Source organism: Shewanella sp. SP1S2-4 (genome assembly GCF_031932075.1).
Lineage (GTDB): Bacteria > Pseudomonadota > Gammaproteobacteria > Enterobacterales > Shewanellaceae > Shewanella > Shewanella baltica.
Genome location: NZ_JAUOET010000017.1, coordinates 39,168 through 53,349, shown reverse-complemented (window position 1 = coordinate 53,349; position 14,182 = coordinate 39,168). Strand labels below are relative to the sequence as shown.

The window sequence follows — 14,182 nt, the reverse complement described above, 5'->3', positions numbered from 1 at the left end:
TTCACTGGCAAATATCACCTAAAAAAATACCCGCTATCAGCGGGTATTTTTTTGTCATTTATTAGATGATTAAACACCTAATAAAATAACAAGATCAATCACATAAAGGTGCACATAGGGCTAAGAAGTGAGTCATAGCAGCACTGTTTGCCAATACGCGTTGGTCGAAGTTTTGCAGCGCTGGCGTTTCGGTACAAGCACCGACACGGGCACCACTTCGCACTAAACACGCTTCAAACGACGTATCGAAGTGATTGAAGATCAAGCCATCCTTCACAGGACACGCATCAATCTCGCCATCCATAGCAATCGGGAAATAACCGCCTAAGGTATCGCGCAAATCGAGGCTAAAGCGTCCTGGCACTTGGCTTGGCTCAAAAGAATACACATAGGCTTCACGGCTCAAGACATCTTCGTGGCAAGTTAAAATACCGTCACGGCAAGCGGCAATCAGTAACTGCGCATGATCTAACAACAACTTACCTTCCACCGACGTATGTTCATTGGCTTTAGGTTTACCATTCTCAAATACAAAACCGCGATTTGGATTTTCGCCGTACTTGTTAAATCTATGGCCGCGGCTGAATCCAGTTGGATTAACGAGGGGCAATAAACTCAAGTTCACCCGTTCAAATAGGTCTGCTGAAGCTTCACTCAAAAAATGTAGCAAACCCCAAGGGCCTGCAGATTCTTCGCCATGAAATCCTGCGCTGATCAATAAAGAAGGTAAGCCTGACTTAGCGGCGGGAGACTGATACAAGCTAACCTTGTATTTACCGACTTCACCCAAATTCTTCTCAACCATGCCCAAACGGGTCATTTCCTGCTCAAGCAGCAGATAAAAATTATCAATATCAGTGCTTTCACAGTTAAAAATATCGCTTTTCCACTGAAAGGATTCGAACGGGGATCTGCTTACCATATCTTGTACTTATGCCAGAAAAAGAACTGTGCCATCATAGCAGTTCTTTTTAAAAACTGAATGCTATTCAACTGATTTCGATGAAATCCGAGCAGTCGCTAACCACATCGCAATCGGTATCGATACCTGTTGATGGGTTAATCGCCACTTGGTAACGGCATTCAGCTTCGATGAGTTATTTAACGAATTCAAAAAATATGCTCGGCAGGATGCACTTATGAGAACTCACATCGCCTTTTTTATCGCCCTTGCGACCAGTGCTTTTAGCAATTCGCTGCTGGCACAATGTCGCGCCGAGCATGATGCACAAGCCTTATACGCGCTCGAAGCGAACCTAAAAACCTACACTCTCGAAAATGGCCTGACGGTGCGGTTACTGCCCATGGCTGATAAACAAACAGTTACAATCGCCAGCCAATTTAATTTAGGTGCCCGCAACGAAGCCCAAGGTCAGAGCGGTTATGCCCATCTGTTTGAGCACATGTTATTTAAGGGCAGCGAAAATGCCCCCGGCGATACCTATGCCCAGCAGCTCAGTGCCTTAGGTGCACGTTTTAATGCCAGCACACATTTTGACTACACCAATTACTATGTGACGCTGCCAAGCCCAGCATTAGAACTGGGGCTGTATCTCGAAGCCGACCGCTTTATCCGTCCAAGCCTTAATGCCACTACCGTTAAAAATCAGCAGGAAACCGTACTACAGGAAATGGCCCAAACCATAGATAATCAGCCCTATGTCCGCAGCGCGATGGCGTTCTTACTCGACCAAGTGCAAGGCACGCCCTACGGACACGGTATTATTGGTAGTCGCGAGGATATCTTGCAAGCCACACCTGAAAGCCTAACCGCCTTTCACCGTGCTTATTATCGCCCCGACGCGATGCAGCTTTCCCTTGTCGGCAAGTTAAGTCCACAAACCCTGCAATGGATTGAGCAAGATTTTGCGACTTGGCCTAAACCAGCGACGACTGAGCCTAGATTCACTGAGCTGAACATCCAGCCTAAACAAATGCATGCTGAGTTAGTCGATGAACGCGGACCTTGGCCTGGATTATTGCTCGCTTGGCATACCGTAGGTAAAGATCATCCCGATGCGGCAGCGATTCAACTGCTCGAAGGCTATTTATTTCAAAATACCGCCAGTGCAATCGCTAAACTTAGCCAGCATAATCCTGCGCAGATGCTCAGCTATTCCCTGCCCTTTGAGCTAGAAAATCATGGGATTGCCAATATTGTCTTGGTTCCTCGCGCTCGTACTTCACTCGATGCCTTAGTGGAAAAAGTACTCGGACTTGTCGCACAAACACAGCAAGAGGCTCTGGATGAAACCAGCCTGTGCACACTTAAACAAGTGTGGTTAAACAATCGATTACAACAACTCAGTGATACTCAAACATTAGCCACGCAGCTTTCGGCAACCTCTGTTCAAGATAAAGACCATCCCTTTAGCGCGCAGTGGCAGCGGATTAACGCAGTCACGGCAGGCGATATCCAAAGAGTTGCGGCACAGTATTTTACTCAAAACTATGTACGGGTCGACCTACTGCCACCTTGGTATATTCGCTGGGGAAAAACACTGCTGGAATGGCTGCCTAGTGATATGAGCGACAGCCTAGAGGATGCGGTATTATGATGAATCTAACTGCGACTCATGGACGACCTAAGCAACTACAAAGCTTAATGTGCTGCGTTATGGCGTTATTACTGAGTGCCTGTCAGCAAACGCAAATCGTCTTTACACCGACTGAACCACCGAGCTTAGCGAGCTTCAACACGCCCTATCCTTTAGACAATCATTTACCAGAAAGCGGCATCATCATCCCCGCAACGGATCCAATGTTTAGCGATGAAGTTCATACCGAGTTGGATTTACCCTATCAGTTACATAGACTTGCTTCAGTGCAAAGCAATCATGATCTAAACAGCAATTGTCTAAGCACTCATGCTCTAAGCAGTAACAGTCTAAGCAACAGGATCAGTTTAGCGGCGATAAGTCCGCAGGCTCCCTTCAATAATCCCGATATTTTACAGATTGCCTTACAAGAGAAAGCCCGCGCACTGGCGATTAGCCTCGCAGATCCCTGCCTTGAGACCTTCAGTATTCGCGTTAGCTTACACAGCATAAATCTAAGCCTCACCTGCCCCGACGATGTTAATCATATCTTCGGCTTGCTAGTGCAATTTTGGCAGCCCAATACCTTTGTTGATGCAACAACCGCCCCCGTCGATATTGACAATATTCGCCGCCAACTCAAGCTCAATAAGCACTTGAATGCCTTTAGTGGCGCCGAGATAGATAAACTGTGGCGCGAGAAATTGCTCGGGCCTGAACATCCCTACAATAAAGTGCTCAATAATGATGAGCTGTTCGATTCACTTAACCTAAAGCAGCTGCAACAGATCCAGCAGCAGGCGGCATCGCAAGCACAATGGCATCTGTTTCTACCCAATATGCAGGCTAAAAACGCCAAATTTGATCTTCAAGGCAGCATAAAACTGTGGCCTCTGTTGACGACATCCTTACCTAAATCCTTGTCTAAATCGTCACCGCAAGCAGATAAGCTAGAAACAACCACACCTAAGCAAACCCAAAAGATTTACCTTATCGATGCGCCGGGAAGTGTGCAAACTCAAGTCCGCCTAGGCTATCGCATAGACTATCGCATAGACCATTCCATAAATCATGCCATAGGTCATACCATTGATAGTGAGTTAGGCGATATGTCCGAGACGAGTCAACTCAGTTCACAGGAAGTCGCCTTAAGCTGTCGCAGTTTATCCGCGCTGATGGGACGCAGTTTTTCGGGCAGACTCTATTATGATTTGCGGGAAAAGCGCGGCCTCACCTATGGCATTTACGGTCAATGTGCCAATGCACCGCTATCCAGTAGCATCAAGTTTTACAGCAGCACAGCCATAGAACATACGGGTGCGTTTGTGGTGGGCATACTTGATCACCTCGCGCTCGTTAAAACCCAAAGTGCCAGCCAAGGCGAAATCAATGCACTTAAAACCTATTTGATAGGTGAGGATTTACTCAGCCAAGACAACAGCATTCAGCGTGAAAACCAATATCTCCAACAACTTGCGACAGGATTAACCCAAGTTGATGTGCAACAGCTAAATGCAGAGTTGCAGGCTCTAACGCCAAAAAGGTTGCAGCAGTTAGCCAACGGGGCATTTAGCGGTGAGCCATTGATTATCTTGCGGGGCGATATCGATAGAATAATCCCAGACTTAACCTCCAAGCTGCCAGAGTGGCAGCTTGAAAGGGTCAAGGTGGACTAAATTCTTAATGCAAAAAAGCAAAAGCTGAACAGAAGACTAGCGCACTCTGTGGTAGCAACGTTCGGGGCGGCCGATGGAACCATAACTCTGATCCGCCGCCAGCTCATTGCATTCCAACAAAAATTCTAAATAACGCCGCGCAGTAGAACGGCTAACGCCTAGCTTTTCACCCACCATCTGCGCCGTGAGTTTATCTTGTGGCTTAGCATCAAACACTTCACGGATTTTCTGTAGGGTCAATTGGTCGACCCCCTTTGGCAAACGAGCAGCAGCCTTGGTCGTCCCTGTCGGCACTTCCATAAAGGCATCGACCACGGATTGAGTAAGCTCCTCCGTGGCAGAAAGTTTAAGCTGGCGACTCTCAAATCGACTCAAGGCTTGGTCTAACCGGCTCAAGAGTACAGGTTTCACCAAAAAATCGAACACGCCCAGCTGCATGGCTTTTTCTAAAATCTGCACTTCCTTGGCCGCAGTGAGTAATACCACTTCACTGCGGATCCCTTGGCTGCGTAATTCTGCCAGTAAATTCAAACCATTACCGTCGGGTAAATACACGTCTAACAGTACAAGATCTGGTGTGATGGCGCCCAGTAAAGACCGCGCTGTACTGATATCGCTGGCCATGCCAATCACTTTATAACGATTGGTTGAGAACAAATATTGCGCGACCAAATGGGCAACTTCGACTTCATCCTCAACGATGATCACTGTATGCATTAAACGGTACCGACTTCAGGTAAAGGTTTAGTGGGAATATACACAGAAAAACGCGCGCCACCTAAATCTGAGTCGGCGAACTCTAAACTGCCATGGCAGGCACACAGGTAAGTATTAACGATATACATGCCCACACCGTGCTGCGCCCCCTGCTTAGAGCTGTAATCTGGATCGAATATCGTGCTGTACTCGGTTTTAGAAATCCCATCGCCACTGTCTTCCACATCAAAAATCAGGTTAGAGGCAGTTTCATCTAAGGTCACGACCACGCGGCGGGGCTTATGATTGTTCGCCCTGTGCACGGCCTCAATGGCATTATCGATAAGGTTGCCCATAATCGACACCATCCGCTCAAGCATAATGGCGTCTTGCACATCGCTAAGTTGACTATCTGGGCTGATTTGAAACTCAATATTGAGCTCTTTCGCCTTGTGGTACTTACCCAAGAGTAATCCAGCGATCGTCGGCTCATGGATTTGCGACAGTAATAAATGGATTTGAGCCTGCCAACCTTGGCTTTCTTGGCCGATAAATTCGACCGCTTTGTCGTAGGCTTTGAGTTGCAACAAGGCGCCTAGAGTATGGAGTTTATTTGAGTAATCATGGGTTTGCACTCTGAGCATTTCGGCAAACTCTTGCACTTTGGCGAGTTGCTGGCTCAAGCGCTCAATTTCATCGGCGGGGCGCATCGTCAGCAGCAAGCCATCATTTTGATCCCGTACCTGAAACGGCACCCGCGACATCACCAGCCATTGCTCATTGGCAAATAACTCGAATCCCCTGATGGTTTTGTTTTGGTTCGTCAGTAGAAAATCGGCGTGCTGCGGCAATAAATCATTCAACATCAGAGTATTAGGTTGGCAGGTCGGAGATAAGGCTAAGATCTCCCGCGCCCTTTGATTCAACTTGCGGATACGACCATCGGCATCCAATGCCACCACACCCATTCGCACTGTGTTAAGAATCGCGTCCTGCTCGACGAATAAACGGCCAATTTCAGCAGGTTGCAAGCCGAACAACATTTCCCGTACTTGCCGTCCCATCCAAAAAGCCACCAGCACGCCCATCAATAACACCCCTAGGACTGTCATGATGATTTCAGGAATACGTTTATCGATTAACGCGCCCACGGACTGACTTAAAAAACCCACCGAAACCAAGCCGATAATTTGGCCTTGCTCGTCAAACACTGGCACTTTACCGCGAATAGAACGACCTAAACTGCCCTGCGCCTCGGAGATATAAGACTCCCCTTCTAATGCCGCTTGGCTGTCACCGCCCTCCATCTTCTTGCCAATTTTATCTGAATCTGGGTGCACGATACGGTATTTATGGGTATCGCCCACCACGATAAAATCGGCCTTAGACGCTAGACGGATCCCTTCTATCGCGGCCAGTAATTGGGGACTTGAATGCCCCGTTTGCAAAGCGGTAATCACATCGGTCCGTGTCGCGACCGCATGGGCCAGCCCTAATGCCTTAGCTCCCGATTGCTCAGTAATACTGCGACTCAAAATTTGATAGCTGATGCCGCCAAATAAGGCGCACAGCAACAAACTCAGGCAAGTCACCCCACTGATTAACCACGTTTCTAAGCGCTTAGGGCGTCTCATTAGCGTACCTTTACATTAAGAGGCTTTCGCCAATTTATCACTACGATGACTACGAATAAAACCGATCAATGGCACAGCTAGCATAGCGATCGCCACAATCAAGATAGTCAGTGTTAGCGGGCGTTCCCACAGGAAGCTCAAAGAACCATCGGAGGCGATCATAGCACGGCGGAAGTTACGCTCAATCATATCACCGAGGATGAAGCCCAGTAGCAGCGGCGCCATTGGGAATGCCAGCAAACGTAGCACCATAGCGACAATCGCAAAACCTATCATCAAGAACAGATCGAAAGTGTTAAACGAGACCAAATACACCCCAATCAAACTGAAGAACAAAATCATCACAGTCAGAATCGACTTAGGCAAAGCCAGCACTTTGGCAAAATAAGGGATCAGCGGTAAATTCAGCACCAGCAGAATAATATTGCCGAAATACATAGAGATAATCACAGACCAAAACACGTCTGGACGCTCTTGCATCAACATAGGGCCAGGTTGAATACCATAAGCGATCAATGCACCGAGCATGATGGCCGTGGTACCCGACCCCGGAATACCTAAGGTCAATAAGGGTACAAATGAGCCAGTACAGGCCGCATTGTTAGCCGACTCAGGCGCCGCAACACCGCGAATCGAGCCCTTACCAAACTCATCGCGTTTCGCGCCGCGGGATAAATTACGCTCAGTGCCGTAGGCCATAAAGCTGGCAATCGTTGCGCCTGCGCCCGGTAATACCCCAATCAAAAAACCAAAAATCGACGAGCGACCAATCACAGGCGCTATCTCTTTCACTTCCTCTTTGGTTAAACGAGTGCTGCCAATCGGCTGCGCCGAAAAATTGATGTTTTCGGTCGCCTTAGGCGGCTTAATCACATTCATTAACGCTTCCGACAGGGCAAAAGTTGCCATGGCGATTAACAGAAAACTGATGCCATCGAGTAAATCTGGCTGACCGAAGGTAAAACGTTCCATCCCCGAGAAAGGATCGATCCCCACTGACGAGAGCAACAAACCTAAGTGAGTCATCATCATAGCCTTGAGGAAATCGCCACGATTCGAAAACGCCGCGATGGCCGTCAAACCGAGGAACATCAAGACCACATAATCGCCCGATTGAAAGCTCAGTGATACTTGCGCTAGTAATGGCGCCGCGACCATCAACATGATGGCGCCGATAGTGCCGCCGGTAAACGAAGCATAGGCCGCAATCGCTAATGCTTTGCCCGCCATGCCTTTTTGCGCCATTGGATAACCATCGAATGACGTCGCAACCGTTCCTGCCACACCCGGGGCGTTGATCAGAATTGATGATGTCGACCCACCAAAAATAGCGCCGTAGTATACGCCCGCCATTAAAATCATCCCTGAACTGGGGCCAATGCTGTAAGTCACAGGGATCATCAGGGCGATCGCCGTGATCGGCCCTAATCCCGGCAGCATACCGATCACTGTGCCGACCAAGCAGCCTAAGACCACATACATGAGGTTTTGCAATTCAAACGCGGTCGATAGACCAATAAACATTGCATCGAACATAGTTAACTCCAAAGAGAACCTGAGGCCAAGTAAATACCTAAGACTTGCGTCATCAACACCCAGAACACCAACACCACGGGCACAGAGGCGAGCAGCAAAATCTTAAAGCGGCGCTCTCCCATCAACCAAAATCCAGCGACCAAAAACAATAAGGTAGCGACAACAAACCCCAACGGTTCGAGTCCGGCTGCATACAAGACCATCAGCACAATCAGCGCCGCGGTTTGTTGTAAGGCGGCTTTAGTCAGCAGCGCCCCTCGCTGTTGAACCGTGTTTCCTTTCAGCAAGACGGCAACCAGAGAAAACAGACTAAACATCAGCCCCATGGCAGCATAAATCTTCGGCATAGTGGAAGACGTCACGACTTCAAATTCTTCAAACGGCAATAAGGGAATTTGCCATGCCAGCACGCCATATCCGGTAAACACGGCGACAAATAGCAAGGAACCAAGCAGATCACGATTCAACATCTGTCACTCCTTACTTAATAAAGCCCAGTTGCAACATAGTGGCTTTAAGCTGTTGCTCCTGTGCTTCCAATGACTTAATGAATTCGGCTTGGGGTTCAAACAGATTGATCCAACCATTACGGGCACGCACTTGTTCCCATTCAGGCGTCTTAATCAGCGCCGCAAACTTGGCCACATACTCATCAACTTTGGCTTTAGGCGTATCAGGCGCCGCAAAAAAACCGCGCCAGTTAGTAAACGTCATGTCATAACCGAGTGATTTAATCGTCGGAACCTCTGGATGCTCGGCAACGATTTCAGGTGCTGTCATCGCAAGGATCCGCCCTTGACCACTGCCTGCAATTTCTAACGCTTCACTGAATCCCGTCGACAATAAATCGACTTCGCCCGAGAGTAAGCCGGCCTTAGCTTGACCACCCGCATCGTAGGGAACATAACGTAAACGACCGCCATCTAAGCCCGCCGCCGCAATCGCTTGCGCCGCAACTAAGTGATCCATACTGCCGCGCGCCGAGCCGCCAGCGATGTTGAATCTTTGTGGGTCCGCCTTAAAGGCCGCCAACACATCGTCCCAGGTTTTCAACGGTGAATCGTTACGCACCACAAAGGCACCGTAATCGGCGACTATGCCTGCAACCGGCGTTAAATCACGATAACTAAACGGGATTTGTCCTGAAAGTGCACGGAGCACAATCGGAGTCGAGTTAACCAGTAAAATATCGCCCTGTTTGTTTTTCGATTTGATCATAGAAGCAATCGCACGACCGCCACCGCCACCCGAGAGGTTCTCAAAAGAGGCATTACCATCGATTTTCGACTTCACTAAGGCTTCACCGACGCCGCGCGCCGTAGTATCCCAACCACCGCCTGGACCGCCAGGAATGATAAAGTGGATATCAGCACTCGCCATGCCAGAGGCACCGAGTAACAGCGCACTCATGACTAAAGATTTCATTTTCAACATGATTCATTACTCCTAAAACACGTATTGCAAACGGGCAGCGAAGGCATCGCCCACATCTTCATTGCCGACTAAGGCAATCGTGCCTGCGCCATCGACGGAAGAATGGATGTAGTTAGCCATCACTTTGATTTTTGGATTGAAGTAGTAAGACACGCCTAAGGTATAGGTCTGAGCTTTAGTACCTTGGAAGTCGGAGCTTGCATCCACGCTAGAAAAACGTGCCGCCAATTCCCATGCATCGGTTACGCCCTTAGGCTGGGAAAACACCGCGCTGCCCTTGGAATAGCTGCGCTGTTCGCCCGTTAAGAAATAACTCGCCTGCAGGTAATACGCCTGATAACGCTCACCATCGAGCACTGACTGAGGATCTTGGGTGTTTAAACTGCGCTGGGCGTATTCGCCCTGCAACAACAAAGCCTTATGTTGAAATGCCAGTTCTAAACCCGCTTGGTTTAGATTATCAATCGCTGCGGTTTCACCACCGGCGACATAGTTAATCAGGCGAGTATTCGTCTCGCGCAGTTCGCCGCGGGCAAAGCTGGCTGACAAGTCATCGCCGCCCATTTGACGCGCTGAGTACCACAAGCCCACATGTAACACTTGGCCCGGTTCTTTGGCCTGTGACCAAGTCACTCGCGAGCTCAGGGCATAGTTCAAATCATCGGTTTCATCTTTGCCATCACTACCAAAGGCATCGTTTTTATAAACACCCAAGGCGTAACGTAAACCTGTGCTGGGGAAATATTGATAGGCAGAAACACCCCAGCGGAAGTACGGCGACATAGTATCGGCGAGGCTAGAACGTTCGATCAGCGCAATGTGATTACTGCTGGTGAGCGCATCAAGGCTGATATCCTCACGCAACTTACCAAATTGCAGTTTAGGGCCATTCTCAAAACCCGAATAACGCATCCGAGCCATGACGATTTCAGCGGTATTTTCAGCAAACTCAAGCAGTAGCTTGTAATCCCAATCCTGTAATTCGCCTTCAACAAAGGTACGTACTCTGCGGGGGAAAATATCCTGCGCGCTACTGCCGTTATGTTCGGCGTTATAGGCACCATTGAAGAGGTTGTAATCGAGTTGAATGCGACCACCTATCTCAAAAGCTGGCGCGCTAGGCTTAGATGGAGTCGCAGTGGCATTCGCTGCCTGCTGTTGTTTTAGCTGGTTAACTTCTTGAGTCAATTGGGTGAGTTGTGCTTGAAGCTCTTGTGGCGTTAAGTCTTGCGCATTCGCAAAACCAGTAAAGGCCACAGCGGTTGCCGCGGCAAGTAAGGTCAATCTAGGCATCAATGCCTCCTGTATTGCAGTCTGCCATTCCCTGTGGGAATGCCTGTGTTATTAGAATTGTGTCAGGTCTGTGACGGACTACTTCCTCGCCCAGAGGAGGAAATGTATCGTTAACATTTCGTTAAAGATATTTAACGCACTTAATCTTCATTAAGGGACTTAAGGTGACTAAAAATCATAAAGTTCATGAACAAAATGAACTTAACTCAAGGGAAACGGCTTGAAGTGCACAAAACGGGTAAGAATGAGAGATAACTCAATGAAAATATGACAGGAATATTAGCGAACGCTGAATGTTAACAAATGAGTGAAATAGCAGAAAAATAGGACGAATTTGCCCTTATAACGTTAAATTAAGCATAGAAGCCATCAATAAAAGCAAAGCGCCGTTAAGCGCTTCTGAGGGAACTAGCAGCAATACTTGAAGAGATATTGAGTAGGATTGAGCAGGATATTGGGCGATAAGCATTAGCAACGATGAGCAAATAAGAATGGTCGAACAAAAAACACCAAATGCTCGACCCAAGGATGCGAGTACCTATTTATTCGAGCTAATTGATTCAAGCTAATTGATTCAAGCTAATAAATTCAAGCTTATTGATTCGAGCTTTCGCTTAGTAATCAGAGCTTATTGCCTGCATTCTCGCTGGTAGGTGCGGTGCCATTATCACCCTGCGCCATCTGTGCATGGCCTTGTTCCATTTGCTGTAAATCTTCCATCGCCGAATCCTGCGACAAAGCCAGCGGATCGGGATCTGCGGATACCGCCACCGTATTGTCGGCATTCGCGGTATCTGGCGCAGTCGTTTGCTCAGTCAGTAATGGATTGGCGGCCTTTGCAGCATCTAGCTCCTGAGTCACAGGGGACACTTCAGTGTTGAGCGTGCTATCACTGACATTAGGTAACCACTCACGCAATGGCTCGGGTCCAAAACTAAAGCCCAAGGCGATGACGACAGTTGCCGCAGCAACATACAACCAAGGGCGAATCGCCCGATTATCGCCTCTTAATGAACCGCTCTCACTGGCATATAGGTGCGCATCCGAGCGTTGAGCCGCAGGAGCGATCGCTTTTAGCATGTCAGGCAAGGCATCAAGCTCAGGGCCTTTAATGCGCTGACCAATAAACTGGCCGCCTTCGTAAATCTCCATCTGATGGCTTGCAACTTCACCGTCAACCACACCAGAACTGGTAATAATCAACTTATTACAACAGACTCGACCACTAAATACGCCGCACACCCGCAACTCATCACAGCTGACTTCACCGGAGATCTCGCCGCCAAGTTCGATCTTAATTTGTCCCGCTGAACCAATCTTGCCCTGCAATTTACCCGCAATTAATGCCGTGCTCTCTAACTGGATGTCACCCTCAATCGAGGTTTGTGCACTGATAAAAGTAATGCCATTGCCTTTGCTAGCCATAGGATTCATTCCATATCATTATTTTTGTGACAAAGATGTTAAGGTAAAAGTCCCCAAGAATAAAGCACTGGTTTTGTTTAGTATTTGACCTAAGCCTCAGAGCGGGATTTAAGTCACGCCAGCGACTATGCTACCCTGAGCATCTTGCAATATGGCTCCCGAGTACCTAAGCATGAGTAGCATGATGCCTCAAAAGGCGAGCGCTGATATCGCACTTAATCAAAGCTAAAGCACACACTGACTGCAGTAAACACCTTAAACAACCGCCAACGAGACCCCGACATGGCTCATTCAAACTTCGCTAGCTCGCAATCGATAACGCCAATGATGACGCCACTGGAAGTGTATCGCGCCAAAGTGAGCGAAAATCTAGTTGACGATCCGGCGCAGCAACAGGCGGTGTTGGCGCTCGATATGTTATTTAAACACTTGATGCCACAAGCCTATTCAGCACGCCTGTCCCATTCACAATCCATCAAAGGCTTGTACCTGTGGGGTGATGTCGGTCGGGGTAAAACCTTTCTGATGGATTTGTTTTTCGATTGTTTGCCAAGTGATGGCAAGTTAAGACTGCATTTCCACCGCTTTATGGCACGGATACACAATGCACTGCGTGAGCATTCGGGTAAACGCGATCCACTAACCCTGATTGCTAAAAATCTCGCGAAAGAGTGCAAGGTGCTGTGTTTCGATGAGTTTTTTGTCTCAGACATTGGCGATGCCATGATACTCGCAGGGCTATTTGAGTGCCTATTCGAACAAGGTGTGGTGCTGGTCGCGACCTCTAATATTCCTATTGAGCGCTTATATGAAAACGGCTTAGCCAGACACAGATTTTTACCTTGCATTCAACTGCTGCAAACGCACACGCAAATGCTGCATCTCGCTGGCAACCAAGACCACAGGATGCACGCCATCAATGCCGCATTAAACAACGAGATTGCCGTTGATAGCGCTGAAATGAACGCCTCGATTTCCCACAATATCGGCATTACCGGAACACTCGATTTTGAGCAGATTTTTGACAAGCTAGTGAATAAGTTAACGCCAAATGCCCCCAGTATGAGCGCTATTGGCATTAGCGATACTGGCATTAGTAGTACTGGCATTAACGGTTCTGACATTAGTGATAGCAAAATGAGTAATGCTAGCCTCACCATCTGCAACCGTGAAATCCCAGTGATCCGCGCCGCTTTAGAGCCCATAGACAACGCTGTTGCTTGGTTCGACTTTTATGCCCTGTGTGACGGCCCGAGATCCCAACTCGATTACATCGAAATCGCCAGTCGATTTAAGATCTTAATGGTGAGCGGCGTTCCCAAATTAGGCGGCGAAGTGAAAGGCTGGATCCGTGCCCGCGGCACGGAGGACGGCACAGGAGAAAACCAAGCCGCAACTACGGGCGAGCGCCAACTCTCCTACGCCGCCAACGACGACCCTGCGCGACGTTTTATCAGCTTAATTGATGAGTTGTACGATCAAAATGTCAGCCTTTATCTCAGCTGCGACGTGCCACTGAGCGAACTCTACCAAGGTGGCGCACTTAGTTTTGAATTCCGCCGCACCTACAGCCGATTAATAGAAATGAGCCGACATGAATTACCGAAAAACAATTGATTATTTATCGCTTCGCATAAATAAGAAAAGAGATAAGAAAAGAGACAAGAAATAAGCACCAATCGTTTACGTCTCATTTATCCATTTATTATCGAACAATCCTGATCACAAGAAATAAAAACGCTTAAAGGAACAGTCGATTACAAAGGTTTTATACAAAAAGAATACTAACGGCTTGAATACTCTCTTTAAATGCTGATATTGAACATAAAGCTAACGACCTAAATTGCTTTATTAGAGCCTGATTAAACCAGCAAAAATTCACTTTAACTATCTAAAATTAAAATAGTAATCACGTTCATACCTTTATTCAAACTGACCTGACTCTAATCGA

Annotated in this window: 11 protein-coding genes; 3 read left to right on the top strand and 8 right to left on the bottom strand. The window is 47.9% G+C overall.

What is annotated here, in order from left to right:
* Nucleotides 1-94: 94 nt before the first annotated feature.
* The gene (locus Q4Q52_RS15235) at nt 95-922 is read right to left on the bottom strand and encodes a M14 family metallocarboxypeptidase (protein WP_311990999.1); all 828 of its coding nucleotides are present in this window, start codon (nt 920-922) and stop codon (nt 95-97) included.
* A gap of 217 nt (nt 923-1,139) precedes the next feature.
* On the opposite strand from Q4Q52_RS15235, the gene Q4Q52_RS15230 reads away from it, so the two are divergent.
* Nucleotides 1,140-2,558: a pitrilysin family protein gene (locus tag Q4Q52_RS15230; protein WP_311990998.1), complete on the top strand. Its 1,419-nt coding sequence runs from the start codon at nt 1,140-1,142 to the stop codon at nt 2,556-2,558.
* Nucleotides 2,555-4,213, top strand: a complete 1,659-nt coding sequence (locus Q4Q52_RS15225) for an insulinase family protein (protein ID WP_311990997.1) — start codon at nt 2,555-2,557, stop codon at nt 4,211-4,213. The genes Q4Q52_RS15230 and Q4Q52_RS15225 overlap by 4 nt, the downstream gene beginning before the upstream one ends.
* A gap of 36 nt (nt 4,214-4,249) precedes the next feature.
* On the opposite strand, the gene Q4Q52_RS15220 is transcribed toward Q4Q52_RS15225, so the two are convergent.
* The 7 genes from Q4Q52_RS15220 to Q4Q52_RS15190 all read right to left on the bottom strand — a co-directional run bounded on the left by Q4Q52_RS15220 (nt 4,250) and on the right by Q4Q52_RS15190 (nt 12,231).
* Nucleotides 4,250-4,930 carry a response regulator gene (locus tag Q4Q52_RS15220; RefSeq protein ID WP_311990996.1) on the bottom strand — a complete coding sequence of 227 codons (681 nt, stop codon included), beginning with the start codon at nt 4,928-4,930 and terminating at the stop codon, nt 4,250-4,252.
* Nucleotides 4,930-6,543, bottom strand: coding sequence for a sensor histidine kinase (locus Q4Q52_RS15215; protein ID WP_311990995.1), 1,614 nt, complete (start codon nt 6,541-6,543; stop codon nt 4,930-4,932). The genes Q4Q52_RS15220 and Q4Q52_RS15215 overlap by 1 nt, the downstream gene beginning before the upstream one ends.
* A gap of 15 nt (nt 6,544-6,558) precedes the next feature.
* Nucleotides 6,559-8,079 (bottom strand): tripartite tricarboxylate transporter permease, encoded by a 1,521-nt coding sequence (locus Q4Q52_RS15210; protein WP_311990994.1) that lies wholly within the window; start codon nt 8,077-8,079, stop codon nt 6,559-6,561.
* Between the two features lie 2 nt (nt 8,080-8,081).
* Nucleotides 8,082-8,549, bottom strand: a complete 468-nt coding sequence (locus Q4Q52_RS15205; RefSeq protein WP_006085948.1) for a tripartite tricarboxylate transporter TctB family protein — start codon at nt 8,547-8,549, stop codon at nt 8,082-8,084.
* Between the two features lie 10 nt (nt 8,550-8,559).
* The gene (locus Q4Q52_RS15200) at nt 8,560-9,513 is read right to left on the bottom strand and encodes a tripartite tricarboxylate transporter substrate binding protein (protein WP_006082913.1); all 954 of its coding nucleotides are present in this window, start codon (nt 9,511-9,513) and stop codon (nt 8,560-8,562) included.
* 12 nt (nt 9,514-9,525) lie between these two features.
* Nucleotides 9,526-10,806, bottom strand: a complete 1,281-nt coding sequence (locus tag Q4Q52_RS15195) for a porin (RefSeq protein WP_311990993.1) — start codon at nt 10,804-10,806, stop codon at nt 9,526-9,528.
* 621 nt (nt 10,807-11,427) lie between these two features.
* Nucleotides 11,428-12,231 carry a polymer-forming cytoskeletal protein gene (locus Q4Q52_RS15190; RefSeq protein ID WP_311990992.1) on the bottom strand — a complete coding sequence of 268 codons (804 nt, stop codon included), beginning with the start codon at nt 12,229-12,231 and terminating at the stop codon, nt 11,428-11,430.
* Between the two features lie 282 nt (nt 12,232-12,513).
* Between Q4Q52_RS15190 and zapE the strand changes: the two genes are divergently transcribed.
* Nucleotides 12,514-13,848 carry a cell division protein ZapE gene (zapE, locus tag Q4Q52_RS15185; RefSeq protein ID WP_311990991.1) on the top strand — a complete coding sequence of 445 codons (1,335 nt, stop codon included), beginning with the start codon at nt 12,514-12,516 and terminating at the stop codon, nt 13,846-13,848.
* Nucleotides 13,849-14,182: the final 334 nt, after the last annotated feature.